This window comes from Rhodanobacter sp. FW106-PBR-R2A-1-15, from assembly GCF_058789735.1.
Genome location: NZ_JBYTEM010000005.1, coordinates 142959 through 169420, shown reverse-complemented (window position 1 = coordinate 169420; position 26462 = coordinate 142959). Strand labels below are relative to the sequence as shown.

Here is a 26462-nt window from a genome sequence, read left to right as displayed (position 1 = left end):
GGGCGATGCTCTGCGAATCCCGAATCCCGAATCCCGAATCCCGAATCCCGGCTTTCAAGGCATCGCCCGCGAGCGGGCTCCTACAAATAGCCGGGGCGCATCAGGGCTGCGCGGCGCTGTCGGCTGGCGCGGGCAGCTCGGCGGTGCCGTCGTCCTCGTCGCCGTAGAGCGCCACGTGCGGCACGCCGTCGGCGGCGATCCAGCCGCGGTACATGCCGTCAGTGTTGAACGGGATTGAGATGTGCCCTTCCGCATCCAGCGCGATCGCGCCGCCGTTGCCGCCCATCGACGGGATCTCCTGGTTGACCACCTCGGCGGCAGCGCGCTTCAGCGGCACGCGCATCTGGGTCACCTTCATGCAGATCTGGTGCGCGACCACGCTGCGGATGTAGAACTCACCCCAGCCGGTACCCGACACCGCGCAGCCGGAATTGGCGTAGGTGCCGGCGCCGATGATCGGCGAATCGCCGACGCGGCCCCAGCGCTTGTCGGTCATGCCGCCGGTGGAGGTACCGGCGGCCAGGCGGCCTTGCGCATCCAGCGCCACCGCACCGACCGTGCCGAAGTGTTTGGCCGTCTCGACGTCCGCATGCGGCTGCTTCGCGGCATCCTCCTTCAGCGCCTGCTGCAGCTGCTGCCAACGCTGCTCGGTGCGGAAGTACGAGGGGTCGACCAGCGGCATGCCGATGCTCTTCGCGAATGCTTCGGCGCCCTGGCCCGAGAGCATCACGTAGGGCGTCTTCTCCATCACCGCGCGCGCCAGCAGGATCGGGTTCTTGATCCGCGTGACGCCCGCCACCGCGCCGGCACGGTGGGTGTCGCCGTCCATGATCGCCGCGTCCAGCTCGTTGATGCCCTCATGGGTGAACACCGCGCCCTTGCCGGCGTTGAAGTTCGGATCGTCCTCCAGCACGGTGATCGCCGCGGCCACCGCGTCCAGCGCGCTGCCGCCGGCCTTGAGCTTGGCGTAGCCGTCCAGCAGCGCCCGGGTCATCGCCGCGCGCACCGCCTGCTCCTTTGCCGGCGTCATGTCGCGCTTGACCACCCCGGCGCCGCCATGGATCACCAGTACGGGCGAAACGGCGGCATGGCTCACGGCAGCAACCCCAAAGGCGGCGAGGGCGAGGAACAGATGGTGCGGTCTCACGTGGGCGCTCTCCCGGACAACGGGGTGAGTATACCGGGGCCCGGTAGGTCACTTGGCCGCGAAGCGCGCCCGCTGGTCGTCCAGCACCAGCTTCACGCCGGCAAGGTCGGCCACCCGCTGCATCGCCGCGCCCGCTGGCATTTCGTTGAACGACAACGCTCGTGGCGCCACGCAGCCGCAGGCGGTAACGCGCCTGCGCGAGAACGGCCTGCAACAAGCTGGCCATGCTGCCCAACAGCCACCGCAGCATGATCCACACAGGCCAGCCGGTCGCATTCGGGCCCGCGGCGTAAATGACCCCGTCAAGCCCGCTCCGACGGACGCACCGTCGGGTCTGCGACCTTGGTACAAGGCCGGACCCGGCCAATCCGTCGTATCCTTGGCAGCTGACTCTCCCCTGAGGAAGGCACAGCGATGGACAAGGTTTATCCGAGCGCGGCACAAGCCCTTGACGGCCTGCTGGCCGATGGCATGACGATCGCCGCCGGCGGCTTCGGCCTGTGCGGCATCCCCGAGAACCTGATCGGCGCGCTGCTGCAGGCCGGCACCCGGGACCTGACCATCGTGGGCAACAACGCCGGCGTGGACGATTTCGGCATGGGCCCGCTCTTGAAGACCCACCAGGTCAAGCGCGTGTACGCTTCCTACGTGGGCGAGAACAAGGAGTTCGAGCGGCAGACCCTGGCCGGCGAGCTGGAGCTGCACCTGACTCCGCAGGGCACGCTGGCCGAGAAGCTGCGCGCCGGCGGCGCCGGCATCCCCGGTTTCTACACGCGCACCGCGTTCGGCACCAAGCTGGCCGAGGGCAAGGAAACCAAGGTCTTCAACGGCAAGGAATACGTGCTGGAGGAATCCATCACCGCCGACCTGTCGATCGTGAAGGCGTGGAAGGGCGACGCCCACGGCAACCTGGTGTTCCGCGAAACCGCGCGCAACTTCAACCCGATGATCGCCACCTGCGGCAAGATCTGCGTGGCCGAGGTGGAACAGCTGGTGCCGGTCGGCGAGCTGGACCCGAACAACGTCCACGTGCCGGGCATCTACGTCGACCGCATCGTACAGGGCGCGAAGTACGAGAAGCGCATTGAGTTCCGCACCATTGCCGGCGTCGCCGCGGGCAAGGAAAGCCCGGTCCGCGTGGCGATGGCCAAGCGCGCCGCCAAGGAGCTGCGCGACGGCTTCTACGTGAACCTCGGCATCGGCATCCCGACCATGGTGGCGAACTACATCCCCGACGGGGTCAGCGTCACCCTGCAGTCGGAAAACGGCCTGCTCGGCATCGGCCCGTTCCCCACCGAGGACCAGCTCGATCCCGACCTGATCAACGCCGGCAAGCAGACCATCACCACCCTGCCCGGCTCCAGCTTCTTCTCCAGCGCCGATTCGTTCGCGATGATCCGCGGCGGCCACATCGACCTGTCGATCCTCGGCGGCCTGGAAGTGTCGGCCAGCGGCGATCTGGCCAACTGGATGGTGCCGGGCAAGATGGTCAAGGGCCCGGGCGGTGCGATGGACCTGGTCAGCGGCGTCAAGCGCGTAGTGGTGCTGATGGAGCACACCGCGAAGGACGGTTCGCCGAAGATCAAGAACCAGTGCGATCTGCCGCTCACCGGCAAGCAGGTGGTGGACCTGATCATCACCGACCTGTGCGTGTTCGAGGTGGCCAAGGGCAAGGGCCTGACCCTGATCGAACTCAACGAGGGCGTCAGCCTGGACGACGTCAAGGCGAAGACCGGCTGCGCCTTCGCGGTGGCGCTGCCGGCCAGCTGAGAGGTCGTGATTTTTTCAACCTCTCAGGCCGGCCACGGCGAGGGCATGGCGAGGGCATGGATGCCCGAGTTGAGGCAACGCAGGAGCAGTTGCCCGATGCCCGAGTTGAGGCAGCGCAGGAGCGGCTGCCCGAGGGCCGGGCATGAAACAGTCACGCAAGTGACTGTTTCATGTAAGCGAGTCCGGGCGTGTACCGGACTCGCGACTGAAGAAAACCACAGGAAGTGGTTTTCTTCGCAAGCTCTGAGGCCTACGACTCCATGAAACTCTGCTCCGGCGCATGCGCCGGCAGCGGGTGCGGGAAACGGATGCGCGCGATGTTTTCCTGGCCCTGACCCGTCTGCAGTTCCAGCGGCCACGCAAAGCGGTCGCTGATCCGCTGGGCAATGGCCAGCTCGAAACCGTGCCGGTCGGCACCGCGGGCGCGTACCGGGGAGCCCTTGCCGGGCAGCTGCGAGGTGATCCGGTTGCGCACGCTGATTGCACCGGGCAGTACGCTGACCACCACGCTGCCCTGCTCGGTCTGCTGGCAGGCATTGCGGATCAACTGCCAGCACAGCACCGAGAGCGCCTGCGGCGAGCCCTGCAACGCGAAGCGGGCGGGCTCCTCCAGCAGCAGCTCGATCGGCCGGCCGGCCAACAGCTCGCGGGCGAAGTCCAGTTCCTTGCGCAGCGCATCGTTGACGACGAAATACTGGTCGTCGGCCGCGCTGTCCGTCTCGCGCGCCAGGATCAGCAGCGCATCCACCAGCACTTCCATCTCGCGGGTGGCGCGCTTGATCCGGAGCACCGAGCGCACGCCGAAGTCGCTGAGGCTGTCCTCCTCGGCCAGCATGTCAGCCGACATCTTGATCACGGTGAGCGGGCTGCGCAGCTCGTGGCTGGCATCGCGGGTGAAGTTGCGCTCGCGCTGGTTGTAGCTGGCCAGACGCGTGGCGAAGCCGTGCAGGCCCCGCGCCAGCGAGGCCACGTCGGCGTCGGCATGGGTGGACAACTGCTCCAGGCGCAGCGATGCCGGATCCAGCAGCTCGCCGTCCCAGCGATTCACCAGCCGCGCCAGCACGCGCACCGGCCGCCACTCGTGCCGCAAGGCGAGCCAGGCGAGCGCGGTGGTGAGCACGATCACCGTGATCACCACCGCGGTGTGCGCGACGTTGTAGATGCCCAGCATGCAGACCGCCACCACGATCACGAACTGCAGGGTGAACACCCACGCGACGTGCCGACGGAAGGCGCCCACACGGGACGTGACTGCGTTGACCCTGCTGTCCATTACCTGCGTGCGCCTACCTCTGATGCACGGTGATTGATGTCAGGCCGTCTGGGGCGAAGAAGCCACTTCCGATTCGAGATCCGCCAGGCGGTAGCCCGCGGAGTGGATGGTGTGTAGCAGCGGTCGCGCGAAAGGTTTGTCGATGACCCGGCGCAGGTTGTAAAGGTGCGAGCGCAGGGTATCGGAATCGGGCAGCGTATCACCCCAGATCTCGCGTTCGATGTCGCGCCGGCTGACCACCCGCGGCGACTCGCGCATGAGGATCGCCAGCAGCTTCAGGCCGATCGGCGATACGGTCAGTTCCTGGCCGTCGCGGGTCAGCCGCAGCGTGGCGGTGTCCAGGGTCATGTCGCCGACGCTGAGCACCTCGGTGGACACCTGGCGGCGGTCGCGGCGAATCAGCGCGCGCAGCCGCGCCTCCAGCTCGCGCACCTCGAACGGCTTCACCAGGTAATCGTCGGCGCCAGCCTCGAGCCCGGCCAGCTTGTCCTCCAGCGTGTCGCGGGCGGTCAGCATCAGCACCGGGGTGGCCTTCTTGGCTTCCCGGCGCAGCTTGCGGCAGACCTCCAATCCATCCAGGCCCGGCAGCATCAGGTCCAGCACCAGCACGTCATAGCTGTTGGACACTGCCAGGTGCAACCCGCTCACGCCGTCAGCGGCGTAGTCCACCGAATAGCCACGCCGCTCCAGGAATTCGCCGACCATCTCGGCAATCTGGCGGTTGTCCTCGACCAGCAGGATCAAGCCCGCCTGTTCGTCATGTACGGTCATCGTCCATACCTCCATGGCTTCACATATGTGAAGAGATAACCGGCGCGCAAGTGACGGCTGCGTGAAAGCGTGGCACGGTGGTTCAGACCCGGTTCGGTTTCAGTGCAGCAGCGGCTGCAGCGCCGTCCATACCGTCTGCAGCACCCGCGGCTCGGCGGCAGCCACCGGATGCAGGCCATCGGCCTGCATCAACGCGAGGTCGAGCGCGACGCCTTCGAGCAGGAACGGCACCAGCGCCACCTGCCGGCTGCGCGCCAGTTCCGCATAGACCGCGCGCAACCCGTCGCGGTAGCGCGGGCCGTAGTTCACCGGCAGCTCGATGCCGACCAGCAGCACGCGCACCTTCGCCTGCTGCGCGGTACGGATCATCGCGTCGAGGTTGTCGCGCAGCGCCGGCAGCGGCAGGCCGCGCAGGCCGTCGTTGGCGCCCAGTTCCAGCACCAGCACGGTCGGCCGATACTTCGCCAGCAGTGCGGGCAGGCGGTTGCGCCCACTCAGCGAGGTCTCGCCGCTGATGCTGGCATTGATCGCGCGCCACTTCGGCACCATCTGGCCCAGACGCGTATCCAGCAGTTGCACCCAGCCGGACTCGACCGGAATGTTGTGCGCGGCGGACAACGAATCACCCAGCACCAGCACGGTTTTCGGCGCCGCCGCCTGGGCGCTGCCGATGCCGCACAGAAAAACCAGCCACCACAGGCATCGGCGCATGAGCGATTCTTCCCGGCCTCTTCTTGAAGCTTGCGATGTTAGCAAGTCGGTCAACGGCCCCGAGGGGAGACTGGAGATCCTCAGCCAGGTCAGCCTGCAGGTGCAGCCGGGCGAGAGCTTCGCCATCGTCGGCGCCTCCGGTTCCGGCAAGACCACCCTGCTCGGCTTGCTGGCCGGGCTGGACACGCCCGACAGCGGCCACATCGCGCTGGACGGCCATGCGCTGCAGCAGCTGGACGAGGAGGCCCGCGCCGACCTGCGCCGGCGGCTGGTCGGCTTCGTGTTCCAGTCGTTCCACCTGCTGCCCGCGCTCACCGCCGAGGAGAACGTGATGCTGCCGCTGGAGCTGGAAGGCAGCAGCGCGGCGCGATCGCGAGCGCGCGACGCGCTCGACGCGGTGGGGCTGGGCGCGCGGCGGCGGCATTACCCGGCCCAGCTGTCCGGCGGCGAACAGCAGCGCGTGGCGATCGCCCGCGCGTTCGTGCACGGCCCGCGCGTGCTGTTCGCCGACGAGCCCACCGGCAACCTCGACCAGCGCACTGGTCACCACGTCAGCGACCTGCTGTTCGCGCTGAACCACGACCACCGCACCACCCTGGTGCTGGTCACCCACGACGCGACCCTGGCCGCGCGCTGCGACCGCCGGATCGAACTGGAAGAGGGCCGCGTGCTGGCCGCGTCCGGGGATCCCGCATGAACACCCCCGCTCCACGCACCGCCCCTGCTCCTTCCCCTGCCTGCCTTGCTCCCTCCCCTGCTTGCCCCAAAGGGACTTCCTTCGGTCGCAGGGGAGGGCTGGGGTGGGGTGCTCTTGATCTACCGGCCAGCCCGAGCTACCCCCTCCCAGCCTCCCCCTGCTGCGCAGGGGGAGGAGCAAAGCGATGAACCTGGTTCGCCTGTCCCTGCGCAGCCTGCGCCGCGAGTGGCACCTGCCGGAACTGCGCACGCTGGCCGCCTCGCTGGTGCTGGCGGTGCTGGCGTTGGGCGTGGTCGCCACGCTGGCGGCGCGGATCGAGCGCGGCATGCTGGCCAGCGCCGCCGAGCTGATCGGCGGCGACGTCGGCGTGTCCTCGCCGCAGCTCCTGCCTGACACGTTCGCCGACCGCGCCCGACGCGACGGCCTGCAACTCGCCCGCGCCGCCAGCTTTCCCAGCGTGGCGTTCGCCCATGAGCAGACCCAGCTGCTCGACGTGCAGGCCGTCGATGCGCACTATCCGCTGCGCGGCAAGCTGGAACTGCGCGATGCCACCGGCGGCCCGCGCAACGGCCGCCCCCCGGCCGCGGGCGAGGTCTACCTCGACCATCGTGCGCTGGTGGCGCTGGACCTGAAGGTCGGCCAGCCGCTGCAACTCGGCGGCCGCGAGCTGACCATCGCCGCCGAGCTGCTGCGCCAGCCCGACGGCGGCGAGCTGCTGGCGCTGGCGCCGCGTGCGCTGATGAGCCTGGCCGATGCCGAACAGGCCGGCCTGCTCGGCACCGGCAGCCGCGCCCGCCACCGCCTGCTGCTGGCCGGTGCGCCGGCCGCGGTGCAGGCCTGGCACGACTGGGCGCAGGCGACCGCGCTGCCGCAAGGCGCCGAGCTGATCACCCCGGAACAGACCCAGGAACGCATGCGCAGCTCGTTCGACCGCGCCGGTGCGTTCCTGCGCCTCACCGCCCTGCTGTCGGCCCTGCTGGCCGGCATCGCGATCGCGCTGTCCGCACAGCGCTACGCGCGACGCAAGACCACCGAAGTGGCGCTGCTGCGTGCGCTGGGCACGCCGCGCCGGCGCGTGCTCGGCCTGTTGCTGGGCACGCTGGGCGCGCTCGCCGTGCCGGCGACAGCACTCGGCGTACTGCTCGCGCTGGGCCTGTCGCAGCTGGCCTGGCTGCTGGCCAGCCAGCTGTTCGGCAACGTGCCGACGGTGTTGCCGCTGGCGCCGTCGTTCGCCGCTGCCGCGATGGGCATGGCGGTGCTGGTCGGCTTTGCGCTGCCGCCGCTGGCGCGGCTGGCCGAAGTGCCACCGGTGTCGGTGTTCCGCCAGAGTATGCAACGACGGGTCCGTCGCTTCGATGCGCTGTACCTGGTCCCGGCGCTGGTGGCGCTGGGCCTGATCTGGAGCCAGAGCAGTTCACTCACCCTGGCCGGCATCCTCGCCGCCAGCCTGCTCGGCGTGGCGCTGATTGCGGCGCTGCTGGCCGGCGCGCTGCTGTGGCTGGCCAGGCGCATCGCGCCGGGCGCCCACCCCGCGCTACGGCTGGGCCTCGCCGCGCTGGCGCGGCGGCCAGCGCTGAGCGTGATCCAGGCCACCGCGCTCAGCCTGGGCCTGTGCGCGCTGATGTTGCTGGCGGCGGTGGCGCCGGCATTGCTGCATGACTGGCGCCAGGAACTGCCGGCGGACACGCCGAACTGGTTCGCGCTGAACCTGCAGGACGACCAGCGTGACGGCTTCACGCAGGCGCTGGCGGCTGTCGGCGGCAACCAACTGAACATGCTGCCGCTGGCAGTGGGCAAGCTCACCGCGATCAACGGCCAGCCGATCGACCGGCTGCACTTCGACGACGAACGCGCGAAGGACTGGGCCGACCGCCAGCTGCGGCTGTCCTGGTCGGACGCGCTGCCGCAGGCGAACGAGGTGGTTGCCGGCCGCTGGCCCGGCGCGCGGCCGGCCGCCGCCGAGGTGTCGATCGACACCATGTGGCGCGACACGTTCGCGCTGAAGGTCGGCGACACCATGCGCTTCGATGTCGGCGAAGGCAGCATCGAGGCAAAAGTCGGCAGCATCCGCAAGGTCGACTGGAGCTCGTTCCGGGTCAACTTCTTCCTGCTGCTCGACCCGGCCCACGCCGGCGGCCTGCCGCACACCTGGCTGGCCAGTTTCCACCTGCCGCGCGGTCACACCGCGGAGCTGGCGCAGCTGTCGCGCGACTACGCCAACCTCAGCCTGGTCGACGTCGATTCGCTGCTCGGCCGCGTGCGCGAAATCGTCGACCGCGTGGGCAATGCGGTGCGCTGGATCCTCGGCTTCAGCCTGCTCGCCGGCGCACTGGTGCTGGCCGCCGCACTCGCCGCCAGCGCGGCCGAGCGCCGCCACGAAGCCGCGCTGCTGCGCACGCTGGGCGCACGGCGCGCGCAACTGCGCGTGGCCGCCGCCTGCGAGTTCGCCCTGCTGGGCCTGGTCGCCGGTCTCACCGCCGCACTTGGCGCCGCCGGCGCCGGGCTGTGGCTGGGCCGGGCGGTATTCCACATCGAGCACTTCGTGCCGCCGCTGTGGTCGCTGCTCGGTGGCGCCGTCGGCGCCGCACTGGTGGTGATGCTGCTGGGCCTGGCCGGTACCCGCAAGGTCAGCCGCACGCCGCCGATGCGGCTGTTGCGCGAAGGCTGAGCTGTTGCCGGAGATCCGGCTGATAAAGTGCGCGACACCCTCCTCCGGACGTCCCGATGACAGCGAACCGCCTGCGACAGCGCCTCAGGGAGGAATGGCTGCTGTGGCTGTTCGCGGCGTTGGCGCTCGCGCTGGCCCTGCTCGATCCGCAGCCGCTGGCGAACTACCGGCGCTGGCTGCAGTTGCCGACGCTGGCCGGCCTGGCGGGCCTGCTGATCACGATCCAGGGCATCCGCGACAGCGGGCTGGTGCAGCATGCGGCGGCGGCCGTGGCGGCGCGCGCACATTCGCTGCGCAGCCTGGGCTTGGCGCTGGTGGCCGCCACGGCGCTGCTGTCGATGGTGCTGACCAACGACGTGAGCCTGTTCCTGATCGTACCGCTGACCCTGGCGATCGGCGCCATCTCGAACCTGCCAGTGTTGCGCATGGTGGTGCTGGAAGCGCTGGCGGTGAACGCGGGCTCCACCCTGAGCCCGGTCGGCAACCCGCAGAACCTGCTGCTGTGGCAGCACTCGCGCTTGCCTTTCCTGCATTTCGCCGCGGCGATGCTGCCGGCGGCCACAGTCATGCTGGTGCTGGTAGCGGCGTTCACGCTGCTGTGGCTGCCGCGCGAGCGGGTGGCCCTGGCGCCGGAGCGGATCGACGGCCGGATAGTGTCCGCACGGCTCGGCGCGTGGTCGATGGCGGCGCTGGTGGGCATGGTACTGCTGATGGAATACGGTCATGCACCGCTGGGCGCCACGCTGCTGCTGGCATTGTTCGCCCTGTTGGCGCGACCAAGCCTGGCACGCATCGACTGGCTGCTGTTGCTCACCTTCGCCGCAATCTTCCTGGGCCTCGGCCACTTTGCCGAGCTACCGCTAGTGCAGCGGATGCTGGGCCGGCTCGATTTCAGCCAGCCGCTGACCCTGTACGCCGGCGGCATCGTCGCCTCGCAGCTGATCAGCAACGTGCCGGCGACGGTGCTGCTGCTGGAACGCACGCCCGACGCGACCGCGCTGGCGGTGGCGGTGAACGTGGGCGGCTTCGGCGTGGCGATCGGCTCGCTGGCGAACCTGATCGCGCTGCGCCTGGCGAAGCAGCCGCACAGCCTGCGGCGGCTGCACCTGGTGTCGGTCCCATTCCTGCTGGTGTGCGCGCCGCTGGTGTACCTGGCTTGGCGCTGGTGCGGGTAGCGGGGATTCGGGACACGCAAAAGCAGGAGCATCGCCCGCGAGCGGGCTCCTACCGATTCCCGATTCCCTCTTCCCTATTCCCGGCCCTCAACCGCCGTCATGCGGCACGCTGACCTTGCCCTTCACGCCCGAGTGGTTGATGTCGCCACTGCCCTTGGCGCCGAGGCTGAGGTCGCCGCCGACGCCGTTCACGCTCAGGTCGCCGGAGCCCAGCGTGTCGGCATGCACGCTGCCGCGGACGTTGCGCAGCGTGACATCGCCCGAGCCGATGCTGCCGATGCGGGCGTCGCCCTTGATGCCGTCGGCCTTGAAGTCGCCCGAGCCCACCGAACCCAGCTCCAGGCTGCCGACGTCGCTGGCGTCGACGTCGCCCGAGCCGACGCTGCTGGCGAACTTGCCAGCCACCTGGGCTACGTGCAGGTCGCCCGACCCCACGCTCGCCTGCAACTGCTGCACGCCGCTGACGTCGGCATCGCCGGAACCCACCCGCACGGTGACCGGCAGGTTCGCCGGCATCTGCACGGTGGCTTCCAGACTCGCGTAGGAGCTGCCGCCGAACAGGCTGAAGTTGAAGCCGCCGCTGTTGCCGATGTCGATCAGCAGCTGGTCGCCCTCGCGGTGCTGGGTGATCTGCAGCTTGTCCAGCGCCGTCTGTTCGGAGGCGCAGGCGCGGCCGCGAACGCTCAGACCCTTGGCGTCGGCGCTGCCGGTCAGGTGCAGGTCGTGGCTGTGCACGTCGACCTGCACGCTGCGCACGCCGGCCAGGTCGAGCTGCAGGTTTCGCGCCGCCTCGTACTTGCACGGGGTGGCGGCGAAAGCGGCCAGCGGGGACAGCAGCAGGGCGGCGGTGAGAAGACGGCGCATGGGTTTCTCCTTGGATGGACGACCCGACTGGGATGCAGCCGGCGGCAGAAAGGTTGCAAGCCTGGCCGCCCCGGTCAACGTGCCCGGGCCGGCCGCGTTTCCTGATCTACCTACCGAGGAGACACACCATGCACCACAAAACCCTGCTTGCTTCCGCGCTGGCCGCGCTGATCGCCGGATCGGCTTCATTCGTGATGGCCCAGAATGCGCCGCCTCCGCCGTCGGTGACTCCGTCCGCGATGGCCGGCAAGGACATGCGCGCGCATCACGGCGACCGTGACCACGGCATGCGCATGCACGGCTTCGACCACCAGCGCAGCGGCGTGATCGGCGACCTGCAGGAGCTGGGGCGTTTGTATATGCATGCCGGCCGCGGCAAGGAGATGGCGGCGGTCTACAACGACGTGCTGGCCAAGTCGCAGGACCCACACGTGCGCGACTATGCCTACCAGCAGCTAGCCCACCTGCAGGCGCAGCCGGCCAACATCGACCAGGCCATCGCCACGCTGCGCAAGGGGCTGGACGAGAACCTGGCCAACGAGGCGAAGATACGCGCCGAGCACGAGAAGATGCACGCCGCCTGGATGCGGCATGCCGACAAGGCGGCACCGGCGGCAAAGTAACTTCCGCAAACGACCGGCGCGACGGCCCGCTGCCGTCGCGTCGGTGCTAGGGCTGGCGCTCCTGCTGCTTGGCGCGTCGCCACAGCTGCTCCTGCTCGTCCAGCGTGCGCTCGGCGAACGCCGTGCCGTCGGCCGCGGCCAGTTGTTCCATCTGCCGGAAGCGCCGTTCGAACTTGGCATTGGCGTGGCGCAACGCCTGCGAAAAATCCACGCCGGCGTGGCGCGCCAGGTTCACCAGCACGAACAGCACGTCGCCGATCTCGTCCTGCAGGCGGGCCGGGTCGGCGCCGTTGGCGAACTCGGCGCGCACCTCGTCCACCTCCTCGGCCAGCTTGGCCAGCACCGGCGCGGGGCCGGGCCAGGCGAAACCCACGGCGGCCGCACGCTGCTGCAGTTTCTGCGCGCGCTTCCACTCCGGCAGGCCGCTGGAGATGCCGGCCAGCGCGCTGGCATCGACCGGCGCGCCCTTATTCGCGCGCTCGGCGGCCTTGATCGCTTCCCACGCCTGCATCTGCTCGTCGAGGTCGGCGTAGCGCGTGTCGCCGAACACGTGCGGGTGGCGCCGCAGCATCTTGGCGCTGATCGCGTGGGCGACGTCGGCGAAATCGAACAGGCCCTGCTCCGCCGCCATCTGCGCATGGAACGCCACCTGCAGCAGCAGGTCGCCCAGCTCGTCGCGCAGGTCGTGCCAGTCGCGACGGTCGATCGCGTCGGCGACCTCGTAGGCTTCCTCGATGGTGTACGCCGCGATCGAGGCGAAATCCTGCTTCACGTCCCATGGGCAGCCGCGCTCGGGATCGCGCAGGCGCGCCATGATGGCGAGCAGGTCGTCGAGGCTGTGGCGGGGCGAGTCGCTCATGGCGTCTGCAAGCGGGTGGCCCAGTCGATCGTGAGGTCGCCGACGGCGATGAACTCGGGGTTCAGCAGCGACTCGCCGCGGTTGTAGCGGAACGGCCGGCCGGCCAGGTCGAGCACCGCCCCGCCGGCCTCCTCCAGGACGCATTGCGCCGCGGCGGTGTCCCACTCACTGGTGAGGCCCAGGCGCAGGTAGAGGTCCGCCGCGCCGCGTGCGATCAGACAGAACTTCAGCGACGAGCCCAGTGGTACCAGCTCATAGTCGCTGCCGATCAGCTGCTGCAGCATGCCGCCCTGCACGCCGCCATGCGACCGGCTGCCGGCCACCAGCGGCGGCTGCCCCAGCGGGCGCGTACGGATGCGTTGCCAGGGGCCGTCGGCCTGCGCCTGCAGCCAGGCGCCGTGGTCGCGGGCGGCCACGTACAGCTCGCCGCTGACTGGCGCCAGCACCACGCCGAGCACGCTGCGGTGGTCGTCGATCAGCGCGATGTTGACGGTGAACTCGCCGTTGCGCTTGATGAACTCGCGAGTACCGTCGAGCGGGTCGACCAGCCAGTAACGCGACCAGTGCCGGCGCTCGGACCACGGCAGCGCCTTGGCCTCTTCCGACAGCACCGGCAGCGGCGGCTCGAGCGCCGTCAGCCCGGCCATGATGACCTGCTGGGCGGCCAGGTCGGCGGCGGTCAAGGGCGAGGCATCGGCCTTGGTCTGCACCGCGAAATCGCCGTGGTAGACGTCGAGGATGGCCGCGCCGGCGGCGCGGGCGATCGCGCCAACCTGTCGGGCCAGCCCGGGCGGAATATTTCCTGACGGCGTGCTCATGTGCGCTGGAAGCGCCCGGCGAGATACTCGCGGGCCATGAACAGCGCGGCGATCGAGCGCCCCTCGGTGACGTCGTCGCGGCCCAGCAAGGCAGGCAGCTCGGCCATCTTCCACGGCACCACCTCGAGTTCCTCCGGTTCGTCGCCAACCAGCTTCTCGGGGTAGAGGTCCTGCGCCAGCACCACATGCGCCATGTGCGTCATGTACGACGGCGACAACGACAGGTTGTGCAGGATCTTCAGCTTGTGTGCGCCGTAGCCGACCTCCTCCTTCAGCTCGCGCTCGGCGCCCTGCTCGGCGGTTTCGTCCTGATCCAGCCGACCCTTCGGCAGGCCCAGCTCGTAGCGACCGAGCCCACCGGCGTATTCGCGCACCAGCAACACGGTGTCGTCGTCCAGCATCGGCACGATGATCACCGCGCCCAGGCCGCTGCCTTTCAATCGTTCGTAGGTGCGGCGCACGCCGTTGGAGAACTCCAGGTCGAGCTGCTCGACGTGCAGGAAGTGGCTGTCGGTGACGTCGCGCGTGGCGTGGATGGTCGGTAGTTTGCGCATCCGCCGATTCTAACCTGCCGCGCGGCGCCGCAGCCGTTGCAGGGCCTGCGCGTGGATGGCCGGCGCGCCGGCCAGCACGCTGGTCGTGCCCAGCGCGAGCGGCGCGCCGTCGAGGTCGGTGAATGCGCCGCCGGCCTCGCGCACGATCACCGCCAGCGCGGCGACGTCGAGGATGTTCACGTCCGACTCGATCACCAGGTCCAGGCTGCCGCGCGAGAGCAGGTGGTAGTGGCAGAAATCGCCGTAGCCGCGAATCCGGTTGCTGTCGCGGATCAGCGCGCCCAGCGCTTGCCAGCGCACGTCGGCGGTGAGCGTTTTCACGTTGCCGATGGAGATCGAGGCCTGCGCCATCTGCGCCGTATCCGCCACCCGCACGCGCTCGCCGTCGAGCCACGCGCCGTTGCCGGCGCTGGCCCACATCGTCTCGCCGTAGACCGGCGCGCTGGATACGCCGAGCACCAGTTCATCGCCGTCCATCAGCGCGATCTGGGTGGAGAAGAACGGCGTGCGGCGCACGAAACTCTTGGTGCCGTCGAGCGGGTCGACCAGCCACAGCAGGCCACCGCGTTCGCCGTCCAGGCCGAACTCCTCACCATAGATCGACGCCTGCGGCAGCGCCGCCTGCAGCACCTTCCGGATCGCCTGCTCGGCCTCGCGGTCGGCGATCGTCACCGGCGTAGCATCGGGCTTCAGCTCCACCTCGACGCCACGCCGCCAGTAATACCTGATCACCTCGGCCGCGGCCGCGGCGGCCTCGCGTGCGGCCGCCAGGGCGGTTGCGGCGATATCCGGGTTCATGCTGTCTCGCGTCCTTCAGTTCGTGGGTTGGGCCGGCGCACTGCCACTGCCGGCCAGGCCGCCGCGCCGCTCGATGCGCACGCTGCCGTCGGCCGCCGGTGGACCCAGCGTGGCCAGCCAGCGGCGCAGGGCCGGGTCAGTCTGTCGGGCGCGCAGCGTCGCGTCCAGTCGCCAGCCCAGCGGGCTCAGCTGGAGCTTGCCATCGGCGTGCAGCGGGCCGTGCCCATCGTCGTGCAGTTGGGCCTGGATCACTCCGCCCTGCGCGCTCGCCTGCGCCAGCAGCGTGCCCAGCGCCACGTCGCCGTCGCGCGTGCGCATGACCGCCTGCGGCCATCGTGCCTGCGCCACCAGCTGCAGCGGCCAGCCGCCTTGCAGCAGGGCATGGTCGATGTCCAGTTGCAGTTCGCCGCGCGGCTGTCCCAGTGGCGACGCCGCGTAACGATCCAGTGCGGCCAGCTGCACGCGCACGTTCGCCTGGCGTGCTTCGACCCGGCCATCAGCCAAGCGCCGGACACTGCCTGAAAACACCAGTTGCGGCCCCTCGAATTGCAGCTGCAGCCGCCGCTGCCCGAGCAGCGCGCGCCGAGACAGCTGCCACCGCAGTCGTCCCAAGGCCTTTCCGTCGGCGGTCGTCACCGCGCCAGCCCGGCCATCCCACACGCTGCCCTGCACCTGCTGCAGCTGCAGTCCGTGCAGCCGCGGCGCCAGCCACGGCAGCGCCCAGCGCGCCGGCAGGAACCACAGCAGCGTGGCCGCGGCCAGCACTACGCCGAGGCCGATCAGGTATGTCCGCAGTGACTTCAAGCGTGGTTTCCGCAGTGACGCCGCGCGGACTTGAGTGTCCGCCGCCCAGCGCCGATCATAGCCGGATGAACAACCCCGCAAGCGGCAACGCCGCGCTCGCCGCACGCGACCTGCGACACGTCTGGCATCCCTGCACGCAGATGCACGACCACGAGACGATACCGATGCTGCCGATCGTGCGCGGCGAAGGCGCGTGGCTGGTCGATGCCGACGGCCGGCGCTACCTGGACGGCATCAGTTCGTGGTGGACCAACCTGTTCGGCCACGCCAACCCGCGCCTCGCCGCCGCCCTTGCCGACCAGGCACAGCGGCTGGAGCACGTGATCTTCGCCGGCTTCACCCACACGCCGGCGATCGAACTGGCCGAGGAGCTGGTGCGGATCACCCCAGCGGGACTGGACAAGGTGTTCTACGCCGACAACGGTTCAGCGGCGATCGAGGTGGCGCTGAAGATGAGCTTCCACTACTGGCTCAACCAGGGCCATGGCGAGAAGACCCGCTTCATCGCGTTGACCGGCAGCTACCACGGCGAGACGCTGGGTGCGCTGTCGGTGAGCGACGTGGCGTTGTACCGCAAGACCTATGCGCCGCTGCTGCTGACGCCGTTCCTGGCGCCATCGCCGGATGCGTACGAAGGCGAACCCGGCGAGTCCGCCGAACAGACGGCCAAACGCCGCCTCAACGAGTTGCGTGCGCTGCTGGAACGCCACGCCCACGAGACCTGCGCGGTGATCGTCGAGCCGCTGGTGCAATGCGCCGGCGGCATGCGCATGTACCACCCGACCTACCTCGCCGGCCTGCGCGCGCTGTGCGACGAGTTCGCGGTGCACTTCATCGCCGACGAGATTGCAGTGGGCTTCGGCCGCACCGGCACGCTGTTCGCCTGCGAGCAGGCGTCGGTGTCACCCGACTTCATGTGCCTGTCGAAGGGACTCACCGGCGGTACGCTGCCACTGTCGGCGGTGCTGACCAGCGAACGGATCTACCAGGCGTTCTACGCCGAGTACAACGCCGGCAAGGCGTTCCTGCACTCGCACAGCTACACCGGCAACCCGCTGGCCTGCCGGGTCGCGCTGGAGACGCTGGCGATCTTCCGCGACGAGCCGGTGCTGGCGCGCAACCGCGCACTGGCCGCGCACCTGGCGCGGCGGCTGGCACCGCTGCGCGATCATCCTCATGTGGCCGACGTGCGCCAGACCGGCATGATCGCCGCCGTCGAGCTGGTCGCCGACAAGGCCGACCGGCGGCCATATCCCGCGGCGGAGCGGCGCGGCCTGCGCGTCTACCTGCATGGCCTGCGGCACGGTGCGCTGCTGCGCCCGCTGGGCAACGTGGTGTACTTCATGCCGCCCTACGTGGTCAGTACGACCGACATCGACCTGCTGGTCGACACCGCCATCGCCGGCATCGAACACGCCGTGGCGGACTGAACCCGTTTTGCTCAGTGCCCGCGGACGGTGATGCGCGGGTCGAGTTTCTGCAGCGCCCGGCCCAGCTCGGGCTCGCCTGTGCGCTGCAGCTCCTGCAGGGTGTAGCTGCGCCCGTTCACCGGCAGGCAGCGCCCTTGCCTGGCCGGGATATGGCTGCCGGTTTCACGGATGCAGTTGTACTCGTCGGGCCGGGCGGCGGAGGGCGCCGACGGCTGACTGGACGAGCCGGCCGGCCGCGTCGCAGTGGCGGCATCCTGTGCCAGCAATGCGGCGCTTGTGCCGCAGCCGGCCAGCAACATGGCGGAAATCAGAACGAACCTGGACATGGCACCTCCGGCTCGCGGACAGGATGCGGCGAGCGCGCATGGGGAGTGCAGTCCATGCTGATACGACCCGACAGCAGGGGCAAGCGGCGGCGTCAGGCCGTCTCGCGTGCGTTCATCCGCGGGCGTGGCGGTGGTGCGCCGCGCTATGCTGGGCGGCCCTTCCCGCCCAACCCGTTCCGATGCGCACGATCCGTATCCACCTCGACCAGCCGCTCGCCGTCGCCGCCGAACTGAACCTGCCGGCACAGGCCGCCGAACACGTCGCACGCGTGCTGCGCATGAACCCCGGCGACCCGCTCACCGTGTTCAACGGCGACGGCCACGACTACGCCGCGATCATCCTCGCCATGGGCAAGCGCGAGCTGAGTGTGCGGATCGAATCGAAGCAGCTCGTACGCAACGAATCGCCACTGCCGCTGACCCTGGCCCAGGGTGTGGCGCGCGGCGAGAAGATGGACCTGATCGTGCAGAAGGCAACCGAGCTGGGCGTGGCGCGCATCGTGCCGCTGCTGACCGAGCGCTCGGAAGTGAAGCTGGACGCCGCCCGCGCGGAAAGGCGGCTGGCGCACTGGCGCGCGGTGGTGGCCAGTGCCTGCGAGCAGAGCGGCCGCGCGCGCCTGCCGGAGGTCGCCCCGGCACTGCCGCTGGCGGCCTGGCTGCACGACCTGGCCGACGACGGCGCGCTGCGTCTGGCGCTGCTGCCGGAAGCGGGCCGGGCGTCGCGCGAATTGCGCTTCACCGCGGCTGGCGGCCTGCTGGTGGTGGGGCCGGAAGGCGGTCTGGGCGAGCGCGATATGGGGGCACTCGGTGCCGCCGGTTTCGAGGGCCTGCAGCTGGGGCCGCGCGTCCTGCGCACGGAAACCGCCGGCCTGGCCGCGCTGGCGGCACTGCAGGCGCTGCACGGCGACGGCTGAGTCCGCCGCCCACCGCAGCGGTTCAGTCGTGCGGGACCGACGACGCCACCGACTCCGCCGGCTCGGCGGCATCGAGCAGGTCCAGCAAGCTCGCCTCGATCCATTCCAGGTCGGGGATCATCGCCACGTCGTCACGCACCAGCACGTGCGCGCGCACGCCCGGCGGCAGCGGCTTGCCGTCGTGGGTGGGAATGATCAGCTCCGCATTCAGCGTGGTCAGGCGTGGGAAACCCCGGGTCAGCACGGCGATGAACGGCAGTTTCGGGTTGCCGCCGAGTGCCTTCAGCACGGCCACGCGCACGATCAGTTCGGCGTCGCCCTCCTCGGTGCCGGCCAGTTGGGTGAACGACACCAGCGGCACCCGCCAGCCGCGCCAGGCGATCCGGCCGAGCAGCCAGGCGGGCGCACCGGCCAGGGGCTCGGGCGTGCTGTGGGTGACCACCTCGGCGATGGTGGCGTTCGGCAGCAGCAGGCGCAGGTTGCCCACCGGCACCAGGACGCAACGGATTTCACGCGGCAGCGGATCACTCATGGAAACACCTCGATCAGGTGCGCCGCCAGTTCGGGCGGCGTACCGGAGAAACTGACCAGTCGTTCGGCAAGGATGCCGCTGACCATGTCGGCGAAATGCTCGCCGGACGACGACTCCACCCAGACCTGTCCACCGCGATCGTGGATGGCCTGCGCGCCGGCCACGGCATCGTTGCCGCGCCCGGCGAACACGATCGCCAGCGCATCGCGCCCGAACGCATTCGCCGCCATGCTCAGGCTGGCGTCGATCGACGGCTCCGGCGGCGCATCGGCGCCGTTCGCCTGCAGCTCGATGCTGCCGTCGCGGCGCAGGCGCACCTGCTGCCCGGCCGGCACCAGCAATACCTCGCCGGGCCTGGCGCGTCCGCCCTTGGCCAGCCGCACCGGCAACGCGCAGTTGGCGGAAAACTCCGCCACCAGCGACGCATCCGACTGCCGGCCCAGGTGCTGGGTGAGCAGGAAGGTCTGCCCGGTCGACGCCGGCAACGCGGCCAGGAAGGCGCACACCGCGTCGATGCCGTCGATGGCGGCACCGAGCAGCACCAGTCGGCTCAGCGCACCGTCGAGATCGTCGAGCACCATCTCATGCTCATGCACGTACGCCTGCGGCGCGATGGCTTCCTCCATCGACACTAGCTCGAGGCTCATGCGCGGCTCGATGTCGGCGGCGACCATTTCGACATCAGGCGCGAGAAAGTCGGCAGCGCTCAGCTTCTGGATCCCGAACACCTGGGCATCCGGGCTTTCGGGGGCTTCCGGCGCGGCCTGCGGCGCCTCGTCGTCGACCAGCATCCAGCCCTCGGGGGCACGCACCGGCGATGCCGGCGCGGTGGTGAGCGCGACGTCGGTCAGCGGCGACGATGGCAAGGAATCCAGTTGGAACGCCGAGGGCGTCAGATCGGACAGTACCGGCGCCTCTGCCATCGGCAGCGCCGCCGCCCCCCCCGCCGGCGCACCGAAGTTCCCGTCGTGCAGCGCCGGCGGCTCTTCGTCGTCGACGAAACGCAAGCCCGGACCGGCTGACATGTCGTCATCCGCCGGCAGTTCGCCGGAGGCCAGCAGAGCTTCGAGCTCCGCCGCCAGGCTTTCCGATTCCACCGATGCGATCTGACCATGCCGACCGTCGGCGCCATCGTGCGCCGGGACCCCGGCCACCGGTTCGGCGTCGACCGCCACGACGGGCTCGGCTACCGGCTGCGCCGCTGCTGCGGCCATCTCCGGAGCGGCCATCGCGACGGCCTCGGCCGCAGGCGCTGGCGGCGGCACCGCCGCGGCCACCTCGATGCCGGGCGCATCGCCCGGTCGCGGCGGGTCGATGTCGCCCCCGGCCAGCACCTTGACCGCCAGATGGCGCGCCCAGCGGGCGCGGTCCCAGCCGGCCAGCGCGCGACTGGCCTGGGCGTCGTTGAACACCACCCGCGGACAGTCGTCGTCGATCACCTCGTAGAGGCGGTCGAGTGCGTCGTCGGCGCTGTCGTCCAGGTTGACCACCAGCACGTCGGCGCCGACCTGCTGCAGCAACTCGCGGCTGAAGCTGGCGACGCCGCCTTCGTGCACGATCCGGGCGCCGCGCTCATGCAGCGCCTCACGCAGTTGGCTACCCAGCTCGGTGTCGTCGAACAGCAAGGCGACCGCGGGAGCCGTATCAGTCATGAACCGGCTCCACCGCACGCTGCTCCAGCACTTCGCCGATCTGCACCAGCAACTCGGCTTCCTGGTACGGCTTGCCGAGGTAGCGGTCCACCCCGATGTCGAGCGCGCGCTGGCGGTGTTTGTCGCCGCTGCGCGAGGTGATCATGATGATCGGCACGTCGCGCAGCCGCGGGTCGGCCTTCATGTGGGTGGCCAGCTCGTAGCCGTCCATGCGCGGCATCTCGATGTCCAGCAGCATCAGGTCCGGCACGCGCTCGTGCAGCTTCTCCAGCGCGTCCACGCCATCCTTCGCGGTGCTGACCTCGTACTCGTGGCGCTCCAGCACGCGGCTGGTGACCTTGCGCATGGTGATCGAGTCGTCCACCACCATCACCAGCGGCTTGGTCTGCACTTCCTCGACCACCGGCGCCTGCACCGCGCTGAGGCCCTCGGCCAGGCGCTGTTCGCGCCGGATCATGCCGTGGCGGACCAGCGGTGCCAGGTCGAGAATGATCAGCACCGAACCATCGCCCATGATGGTCGCGCCGAGCAGGCCGGGAACCGAACTGATCTGCGGACCGACCGACTTGACCACGATCTCGCGCGAACCGAGCACCGCGTCGATGCGGATCGCCGCACGCAGGTCGCCAGCGCGGGTCAGCAGCAACGGCTGCTGCTCGTCCTCGGTCGGCAGGCCCGGCGGCAGACCCAGCAGTTCGGCCAGGTCGTGGATGCCGTAATCCTCGAGGCCATACTGGAACGAGGGTTCGGCCTCGGCCATCAGCGCGGTCAGCTCGTCCGGGTTGACCCGCGCCACGCCCTGCACCGAGGTCATCGGGATCGCGAACGTGGCCTCGCCGATGCGCACCAGGATGGCCTGGGTCACCGCCAGGGTGAACGGCAGGCGCAGGATGAAGGTGGTGCCCTTGCCTTCCTCGGACTCGATCGACAACGAGCCGCCGAGCTGCTTGATCTCGTTCGCCACCACGTCCATGCCGACGCCACGGCCGGCCAGCTGGGTGACCTGGCTGGCGGTGGAGAAGCCAGTCTGGGTGATCAGCGAGAGCAGCTGGTTGTCGGTCGGCCGGGTCTCGGGGCGCAGCAGCCCGCGCTCGATGCCGCGCTTGCGGATCGCTTCGCGGTTCAGGCCGCGACCGTCGTCGCTGACCCGGATCACCACTTCGGTGGCCTCGCGCGCGACCGTGATGCTCACCACGCCCTCGACCGGCTTGCCGGCCTTGCGACGCTCGGCCGGAGTCTCGATGCCGTGCGCGATCGCGTTGCGCAGCATGTGCTCGAACGGCGCCTTGATGCGGTCGAGCAGGTTGCGGTCCATTTCGCCGTGGGCACCGTCCACGTGCAGCTGGGCGTGCTTGTCCTGCTCCTGAGCGGCCTGGCGCAGCGTGCGGCGCAGGTTCGGCACCATCGTGTCGAATGGCAGCATGCGCGTGCGCAGTAGGCCGTCCTGCAGCTCGGTGCTGACCCGCGACTGCTGGATCAGCAGCGTCTCGGCCTGGCGGGTCAGCTCGTCCAGCATGCTCTGGATCGACACCAGATCGGATACCGACTCGGCCAGCGCACGCGAGTACTGCTGCAGCTGCGAGTAGCGGTCGAGCTCGAGCGGGTCGAACGCCGCCATGCCCGCCTCGCGATGCTCGCGCTGGAAGCGCGCGATGATCTGCGCCTCGGTCTCGATTTCCAGCATGCGCAACTGGCTGCGCAGACGCGCGACGGTCTGTTCCAGCTCGACCAGGTTGAAACGGTAGCCGGCAACCTGCTGCTCCAGCCGCGAGCGGTAGATCGCCACTTCGCCCGCATGGTTGACCAGGTTGTCGAGCAGGTCGGCGCGAACGCGGATCTGCTCCTGCGGGGAGCGCACTTCCTCCTCTGCTTCCGGCATCAGCTCGGGCAGCCCTGGCTCGCCCGCCGCGGAAACGGCCGGCGACGATGCGGTCGGAACCGACGCCGGCGCCGGCATCGCGGCGGTCGCGTCGTCGGCCAGCACGGTTTCGCCGGCCAGCTCCAGCAGGTGGTCGATCATCGCCCGCGGGTACTCGGTTGCCTGGCCCTGCGCCACCCGCTGCACCAGCGCGTGCAACTGGTCGAAGCTGACCTCCAGCGCGGCGATCAGCGGCCCGGTCCTGGACACATCGCGGATCGGCTCCTCCAGCAGGGTCTCGATCGCATGGCTGAGGTCGCCCACCGCCGTCAGCCCGGCGATGCGTGCGCCACCCTTGAGCGTGTGCAGGTCGCGCTGCAGTTCCGGCACGTGCACCAGTTCGGCCGGTTCGGCATGCCACTGGGCCAGCACGTCGTCGGCGTGGTCGAGGATCTCGCGCGCCTCGTCGATGAAGACTTCCATCAGGTCGGCGTCGATCTGGCCGGACCCGGCCAGGGCATGCGCAGGCTCCGGCGTCACGGTGCCGGTCGCTTCTTCGCTGGTCCGGCCCGCTGCCGCCTGTTCGGCCGCCTGCTTCTCTGCGGCTGCCTGCGCTGCCGCAGCCTGCTCGATCGCCAGTTTCTCTGCTGCCGCCTGCGCCGCCGCGGCCTGCTCCGCCGCCAGTTTCTCCGCTTCCGCCTGCGCCGCCGCGGCCTGCTCGGCCGCCAGTTTCTCCGCTTCCACCTGCGCTGCCGCGGCCTGCTCCGCCGCCAGCTTCTCCGCTTCCGCCTGCGCTGTCGCAGCCTGTTCGGCTGCCAGTTTCTCTGCTTCCGCCTGCGCTGTCGCAGCCTGTTCGGCTGCCAGTTTCTCTGCTTCCGCCCGCGCCGCCGCGGCCTGCTCGGCCGCCAGCTTTTCGGCAGCCGCCCGCTCGGCATCGGCCCGCTCGGGCTCAAAGGCGCCCAGTGCCGCCACCAGCTCGGCGGTCAGCTCGGCGTGTTGCGCATCTTCCAGATGGACCTGCGGGATCTCGCCGGCATTGGCCGGGGCATCGGCGGGCGCCGTCCCGGCCCGTGCCGCCGCGGCGTCGGCCATGCCGGCCGCCAGCGAGTCGGCGATGATCGCCTGGTAGGCCTCGGCCTCGTCGGCCTCGTCGGCCTCGTCGGCCTGCGGCTCGAACACGACGTGCGCCACCTTCGACTCGGGGTAGCGGTCGCGCAGGCTGGCGATCTGCGCGGTGAGCGCGTCGGCGTCCGGCAATTGCGGCTCGGCCGCGTCGAACTGGCTCATCACGCGATCGACCACGTCGACCGCCTGGCCCAGCAGGCGCAAGCCCTCGGACGACAGCGGCAGGTTGGCCGCACGCAGGCGCTTGAACAGGCCCTCCAGCGGCGACAGCAGCTGCGTCAGCAGCGGAATGTCGACCATCGCGATCGCCCCGTGCAGCGTGTGCACGGCGCGCAGCAGTTCCTCGCCGATCGGCAACTCGTCGTCGCTGCGCTGGATCGCGGCGCGGATGGTCTGCAGGTACTGCGCCACCTCGCTGCGCAGGATCTCCAGCAGCACCGGGTCCACCGGCGGCATCACCGGCATCTCCACGGCGTGCTCGGGTTCGATCGGCTCCGGGGCGGCGCCCACTCCGGCCAGGCCCGCTGTGGGTATGGATTCGGCCGCCGCGTCGAGACGCGGCACGCGCCGGCGCACGATGCGGCGCACCGTCTCCATCGCGCGTGGTGCGTGATCCTCCACCCACGCCGGGTTGCCGGCCGCGAGCTGTTCGGCGGTATGCATGATCGCGCCGAGCGGTGCGCGTGGCATGCCTTCGCCCTTGAGCGCGGCCAGCAGCTGCGGCAGCGCATCGATCGCATGGCGCACCAGCGCCTGCACGTTTTCGTCCGGCTGGATGGTGCCGTCCAGCACGCGGTTGAGCATGTCCTCCACTTTCCACGCAAACTCGCCCAGCACGCCGGCACCGACCAGCCGGCCCGAGCCCTTCAGCGTGTGGAACGAGCGGCGGATGCCGACTAGCGCTGCGCTCTGCGCGGGGTCGGCCAGCCAAAGCTGCTCGGCGCTGCGCAGGTTGTCGATTTCCTCCTGCATCTCCTCGAGGAAGATCTCGCGGATATCGTCGTCGATGCCTTCGGCATTGACGTTGAAGTTGGTGTTGTCCGCCAGTGCGTCGCGCACCGGCACCTGCTCGACCACCTCTTCCTCGATCTCGATCCAGTCCTCGCCAGCCTCGTCGGCCGCGGCGCGATCCGCGCCGGCCGGGGTGGCGGTTTCGGTCTGCGCCAGGCGCAGCCCGTCGAGATCGTGGACGGCGGCGGCAAGCGGCTGGCTGTCACCGACGAAGAGTTGCCTCAGGTCCTCACCCGGCAGCAGGCTGACCGACTCGGACAGTTCCAGATGTTCTCCGTCCACAGCCGCGGATGCGACCGGCGCCGCCTCGGACGCCAGCGGCGCGGCGGATGCCGCGCGTGCCGACAGCAATGGCCAGTAGCCGAGCAGGCTCAGGCTGTGTTCGGCCACGTCGAGTATGTGTTCCAGGCCGCCGCGATGCTCGCGCGCCGCCTCCAGGTAATACTCCAGCGCCGCCAATGCGTCGGCCAGCTGGTCCATCTGCGCCCCGCTCGGCACGCGCCGGTCGTCCAGCAGTTCGTTGCCGATGAAGCGGCCCACGCCCTGAGCCAGCTCGGCCGGGCGCGGCGACGACAGCATGTGCATGGCACCGGCGACTTCGTCCATCAGCACCGGCGCACCGGCCAGGCGGTCGTGTTCCCAGCCGGATTCAACGAACGCGACGATCGCGTCCTTGACCTTGCCGGTGTTGGCGATCGCCTCCTGCATCAGCGTGGTTACCACGCCCAGCGCTTCGCTGCGCGGCAGGCTGGGCATGACCTGGCTCGTGCCCGCTTCGTCCTCGGAGCCCAGGCTTTCGATGTGGTCGTCCAGCGACGCTTCGACGTACAGCAGTGCGCCGGCCACGTCGAGCAGGGTTTCCTCGTCGGCCTGGCGCATGCGGTTGGCGATCTCGTCGAGCACCCGGCGCTGCTCGGCGACCACCCGGCGCGGCACCGACAACGCCAGCATGCCGAGCGTGTCGCCCACGCGTTCGAGTACCTCGCCCTGCGCCGCCAACTGGGCCGGGTCGCCGTTCTGCTGGCGCAGGAACAGGTCCAGCGCCTCCTTGACGCGCAGCAGGTCGTCCTTCAGCGCGCGCGAGACGGAATCGAGCAGGGCGCGGTTGTGCCCGGCCATCGAGCCGCGCGCGTGCTCCAGTTCGCCGGCATCGGGCAGCAGCGTGTCCAGCGCATAGATGTCGCGCAACAGCTCCATCTGCGGACTGCGTTGCTTGGCTTGCGCCACGATGTAGAGCAGCTTGCGGGCCACGTCGTCCGCGTCGCCGCCGCGCAGGCTGGCTTCACCTTGTTCGATCAGCAGCCGGATGTTGCGGTCGACCTTGCCGATCAGCTGGCGGATTTCGCCGGCCTGCCCCTTCAGCACGCCCTGTTCCAGGCCTTCCAGCACCCCGGCGGCGATCCACCACAGGCGCCGACCATGCACCTGATGACAGCGCGCGGTGATCGCCAGCAGGGTCTTGCGCATATTGACCAGTTGCTGCGCGACGTTCTGTCCGCGGAACCAGCCCAGCAGCTGCTGCTGGAAGCGCAGGCGCAGCTCCACCAGCTCGCCTCGATGCGCCTCGGCGTAGGCTTCGCTCATCGCCGCGGGCGCCTGCTCCGGCAGGAACGCATCCAGGTTGGGGTGGAACATCGCCGATTCGGGCAGCGGTTCCAGTTCGCGGCTGGCACGCAGGTCGTTGAGCAGCGGCAGCAGCACCACCGGCACGTCGCGGTGGCCGCTGGACAGCCGCTCCAGGTAGTCGGGCAGCTGCATCAAACCGCGCATCAACGCGGCATAGGCTTCTTCGCGATAGGTGACCTTGTCCGCCAGCAGGGCCAGGGCAAGCGCCTCCATTTCCGCCGTGACCGTCGCCGCGCCATACAGCTCGACCATCTGCAGGGTGCCTTGCACCTGGTGCAGGTGATCCACGCAGGTGCGCATGTAGTCGCGCTTGCCCGGGTTGTCGACGTACGACTCCAGCGCCTCGCGGGCGATCGACAAGGTGTCGTCGAGTTCCGGCTTGACCCACTGCAGCGTGGTGAAATCGATGTGGTCTTGAAGTCTCATGCGCCTCTCTCAACGGTTGCACAACGCAAG

General features: G+C 69.8%; 21 protein-coding genes. 7 read left to right on the top strand and 14 right to left on the bottom strand.

All coding sequences use genetic code 11. From position 1 onward, the window contains the following. Positions 1-100: 100 nt before the first annotated feature. A complete protein-coding gene (locus tag AC3WTD_RS04930; RefSeq protein ID WP_492613083.1) occupies positions 101-1147 on the bottom strand; it encodes an isoaspartyl peptidase/L-asparaginase family protein in 1047 nt (348 codons plus the stop codon). Positions 1148-1561: 414 nt separating this feature from the next. On the opposite strand from AC3WTD_RS04930, the gene AC3WTD_RS04925 reads away from it, so the two are divergent. Further along, on the top strand, positions 1562-2917 hold the full coding sequence (locus tag AC3WTD_RS04925; protein ID WP_492613082.1) for a 3-oxoacid CoA-transferase: 1356 nt from the start codon (positions 1562-1564) through the stop codon (positions 2915-2917). A gap of 250 nt (positions 2918-3167) precedes the next feature. On the opposite strand, the gene AC3WTD_RS04920 is transcribed toward AC3WTD_RS04925, so the two are convergent. From AC3WTD_RS04920 to AC3WTD_RS04910, 3 genes are all read right to left on the bottom strand, one after another. Further along, complete coding sequence (locus tag AC3WTD_RS04920) at positions 3168-4190, bottom strand: sensor histidine kinase (protein ID WP_027493044.1); 1023 nt, start codon at positions 4188-4190, stop codon at positions 3168-3170. Between the two features lie 39 nt (positions 4191-4229). Further along, positions 4230-4961: a response regulator transcription factor gene (locus AC3WTD_RS04915; protein ID WP_027493045.1), complete on the bottom strand. Its 732-nt coding sequence runs from the start codon at positions 4959-4961 to the stop codon at positions 4230-4232. A 99-nt stretch (positions 4962-5060) separates the two neighbouring features. Further along, on the bottom strand, positions 5061-5672 hold the full coding sequence (locus tag AC3WTD_RS04910) for an arylesterase (protein WP_492613081.1): 612 nt from the start codon (positions 5670-5672) through the stop codon (positions 5061-5063). Between AC3WTD_RS04910 and AC3WTD_RS04905 the strand changes: the two genes are divergently transcribed. The 3 genes from AC3WTD_RS04905 to AC3WTD_RS04895 all read left to right on the top strand — a co-directional run bounded on the left by AC3WTD_RS04905 (position 5671) and on the right by AC3WTD_RS04895 (position 10212). Beyond that, positions 5671-6369, top strand: coding sequence for an ABC transporter ATP-binding protein (locus tag AC3WTD_RS04905; RefSeq protein WP_492613080.1), 699 nt, complete (start codon positions 5671-5673; stop codon positions 6367-6369). The genes AC3WTD_RS04910 and AC3WTD_RS04905 overlap by 2 nt on opposite strands. 184 nt (positions 6370-6553) lie before the next feature. After that, positions 6554-9037, top strand: coding sequence for an ABC transporter permease (locus AC3WTD_RS04900; protein ID WP_492613079.1), 2484 nt, complete (start codon positions 6554-6556; stop codon positions 9035-9037). Between the two features lie 56 nt (positions 9038-9093). After that, positions 9094-10212, top strand: coding sequence for an SLC13 family permease (locus AC3WTD_RS04895; RefSeq protein ID WP_492613078.1), 1119 nt, complete (start codon positions 9094-9096; stop codon positions 10210-10212). 87 nt (positions 10213-10299) lie between these two features. Here the strand turns inward: AC3WTD_RS04895 and AC3WTD_RS04890 are convergent, their stop codons facing one another. After that, positions 10300-11076 (bottom strand): DUF4097 family beta strand repeat-containing protein, encoded by a 777-nt coding sequence (locus tag AC3WTD_RS04890; RefSeq protein ID WP_492613077.1) that lies wholly within the window; start codon positions 11074-11076, stop codon positions 10300-10302. Positions 11077-11204: 128 nt separating this feature from the next. On the opposite strand from AC3WTD_RS04890, the gene AC3WTD_RS04885 reads away from it, so the two are divergent. Continuing rightward, on the top strand, positions 11205-11699 hold the full coding sequence (locus AC3WTD_RS04885) for a hypothetical protein (protein WP_492613076.1): 495 nt from the start codon (positions 11205-11207) through the stop codon (positions 11697-11699). 46 nt (positions 11700-11745) lie between these two features. Here the strand turns inward: AC3WTD_RS04885 and mazG are convergent, their stop codons facing one another. The 5 genes from mazG to AC3WTD_RS04860 are packed head-to-tail and all read right to left on the bottom strand — an operon-like array spanning position 11746 to position 15532. After that, positions 11746-12558: a nucleoside triphosphate pyrophosphohydrolase gene (gene mazG / locus AC3WTD_RS04880; RefSeq protein ID WP_027493051.1), complete on the bottom strand. Its 813-nt coding sequence runs from the start codon at positions 12556-12558 to the stop codon at positions 11746-11748. Next, complete coding sequence (gene cysQ / locus AC3WTD_RS04875) at positions 12555-13376, bottom strand: 3'(2'),5'-bisphosphate nucleotidase CysQ (protein ID WP_027493052.1); 822 nt, start codon at positions 13374-13376, stop codon at positions 12555-12557. Before cysQ ends, mazG begins: the two co-directional genes overlap by 4 nt. Beyond that, the gene (gene nudE / locus AC3WTD_RS04870; protein ID WP_027493053.1) at positions 13373-13930 is read right to left on the bottom strand and encodes an ADP compounds hydrolase NudE; all 558 of its coding nucleotides are present in this window, start codon (positions 13928-13930) and stop codon (positions 13373-13375) included. The genes cysQ and nudE overlap by 4 nt, the downstream gene beginning before the upstream one ends. Before the next feature lie 9 nt (positions 13931-13939). Next, the gene (locus tag AC3WTD_RS04865) at positions 13940-14728 is read right to left on the bottom strand and encodes an inositol monophosphatase family protein (protein ID WP_492613075.1); all 789 of its coding nucleotides are present in this window, start codon (positions 14726-14728) and stop codon (positions 13940-13942) included. Between the two features lie 15 nt (positions 14729-14743). Continuing rightward, entirely contained in the window at positions 14744-15532 is a 789-nt protein-coding gene (locus AC3WTD_RS04860; protein ID WP_492613074.1) for a type II secretion system protein N, read from the bottom strand. A gap of 65 nt (positions 15533-15597) precedes the next feature. On the opposite strand from AC3WTD_RS04860, the gene AC3WTD_RS04855 reads away from it, so the two are divergent. After that, positions 15598-16962: an adenosylmethionine--8-amino-7-oxononanoate transaminase gene (locus AC3WTD_RS04855; RefSeq protein WP_027493056.1), complete on the top strand. Its 1365-nt coding sequence runs from the start codon at positions 15598-15600 to the stop codon at positions 16960-16962. Between the two features lie 11 nt (positions 16963-16973). On the opposite strand, the gene AC3WTD_RS04850 is transcribed toward AC3WTD_RS04855, so the two are convergent. After that, positions 16974-17288 carry a hypothetical protein gene (locus tag AC3WTD_RS04850; RefSeq protein ID WP_051257591.1) on the bottom strand — a complete coding sequence of 105 codons (315 nt, stop codon included), beginning with the start codon at positions 17286-17288 and terminating at the stop codon, positions 16974-16976. Between the two features lie 179 nt (positions 17289-17467). Here AC3WTD_RS04850 and AC3WTD_RS04845 point away from each other — a divergent pair, with 179 nt between their 5' ends. Beyond that, positions 17468-18202, top strand: coding sequence for a 16S rRNA (uracil(1498)-N(3))-methyltransferase (locus tag AC3WTD_RS04845; RefSeq protein WP_492613073.1), 735 nt, complete (start codon positions 17468-17470; stop codon positions 18200-18202). A 22-nt stretch (positions 18203-18224) separates the two neighbouring features. Here the strand turns inward: AC3WTD_RS04845 and AC3WTD_RS04840 are convergent, their stop codons facing one another. From AC3WTD_RS04840 to AC3WTD_RS04830, 3 genes are read right to left on the bottom strand one after another with little or no spacing between them, the layout of a single operon-like run. Further along, positions 18225-18734, bottom strand: a complete 510-nt coding sequence (locus AC3WTD_RS04840; protein WP_027493058.1) for a chemotaxis protein CheW — start codon at positions 18732-18734, stop codon at positions 18225-18227. Beyond that, positions 18731-20386: a chemotaxis protein CheB gene (locus AC3WTD_RS04835; protein ID WP_492613072.1), complete on the bottom strand. Its 1656-nt coding sequence runs from the start codon at positions 20384-20386 to the stop codon at positions 18731-18733. The genes AC3WTD_RS04840 and AC3WTD_RS04835 overlap by 4 nt, the downstream gene beginning before the upstream one ends. After that, positions 20379-26432, bottom strand: coding sequence for a FimL-related protein (locus AC3WTD_RS04830; protein ID WP_492613071.1), 6054 nt, complete (start codon positions 26430-26432; stop codon positions 20379-20381). The genes AC3WTD_RS04835 and AC3WTD_RS04830 overlap by 8 nt, the downstream gene beginning before the upstream one ends. Between the last annotated feature and the right edge of the window lie 30 nt (positions 26433-26462).

Coding starts and splice junctions, on each gene's coding strand:
- AC3WTD_RS04845 (WP_492613073.1), top strand. CDS start 17,468: ATGCGCACGATCCGTATCCACCTCGACCAGCCGCTCGCCGTCGCCGCC.
- AC3WTD_RS04920 (WP_027493044.1), bottom strand. CDS start 4,190: ATGGACAGCAGGGTCAACGCAGTCACGTCCCGTGTGGGCGCCTTCCGT.
- AC3WTD_RS04835 (WP_492613072.1), bottom strand. CDS start 20,386: ATGACTGATACGGCTCCCGCGGTCGCCTTGCTGTTCGACGACACCGAG.
- AC3WTD_RS04855 (WP_027493056.1), top strand. CDS start 15,598: ATGAACAACCCCGCAAGCGGCAACGCCGCGCTCGCCGCACGCGACCTG.
- AC3WTD_RS04840 (WP_027493058.1), bottom strand. CDS start 18,734: ATGAGTGATCCGCTGCCGCGTGAAATCCGTTGCGTCCTGGTGCCGGTG.
- AC3WTD_RS04910 (WP_492613081.1), bottom strand. CDS start 5,672: ATGCGCCGATGCCTGTGGTGGCTGGTTTTTCTGTGCGGCATCGGCAGC.
- AC3WTD_RS04905 (WP_492613080.1), top strand. CDS start 5,671: ATGAGCGATTCTTCCCGGCCTCTTCTTGAAGCTTGCGATGTTAGCAAG.
- AC3WTD_RS04885 (WP_492613076.1), top strand. CDS start 11,205: ATGCACCACAAAACCCTGCTTGCTTCCGCGCTGGCCGCGCTGATCGCC.
- cysQ (WP_027493052.1), bottom strand. CDS start 13,376: ATGAGCACGCCGTCAGGAAATATTCCGCCCGGGCTGGCCCGACAGGTT.
- AC3WTD_RS04900 (WP_492613079.1), top strand. CDS start 6,554: ATGAACCTGGTTCGCCTGTCCCTGCGCAGCCTGCGCCGCGAGTGGCAC.
- AC3WTD_RS04865 (WP_492613075.1), bottom strand. CDS start 14,728: ATGAACCCGGATATCGCCGCAACCGCCCTGGCGGCCGCACGCGAGGCC.
- AC3WTD_RS04830 (WP_492613071.1), bottom strand. CDS start 26,432: ATGAGACTTCAAGACCACATCGATTTCACCACGCTGCAGTGGGTCAAG.
- AC3WTD_RS04895 (WP_492613078.1), top strand. CDS start 9,094: ATGACAGCGAACCGCCTGCGACAGCGCCTCAGGGAGGAATGGCTGCTG.
- AC3WTD_RS04915 (WP_027493045.1), bottom strand. CDS start 4,961: ATGACCGTACATGACGAACAGGCGGGCTTGATCCTGCTGGTCGAGGAC.
- AC3WTD_RS04850 (WP_051257591.1), bottom strand. CDS start 17,288: ATGTCCAGGTTCGTTCTGATTTCCGCCATGTTGCTGGCCGGCTGCGGC.
- AC3WTD_RS04925 (WP_492613082.1), top strand. CDS start 1,562: ATGGACAAGGTTTATCCGAGCGCGGCACAAGCCCTTGACGGCCTGCTG.
- nudE (WP_027493053.1), bottom strand. CDS start 13,930: ATGCGCAAACTACCGACCATCCACGCCACGCGCGACGTCACCGACAGC.
- AC3WTD_RS04890 (WP_492613077.1), bottom strand. CDS start 11,076: ATGCGCCGTCTTCTCACCGCCGCCCTGCTGCTGTCCCCGCTGGCCGCT.
- mazG (WP_027493051.1), bottom strand. CDS start 12,558: ATGAGCGACTCGCCCCGCCACAGCCTCGACGACCTGCTCGCCATCATG.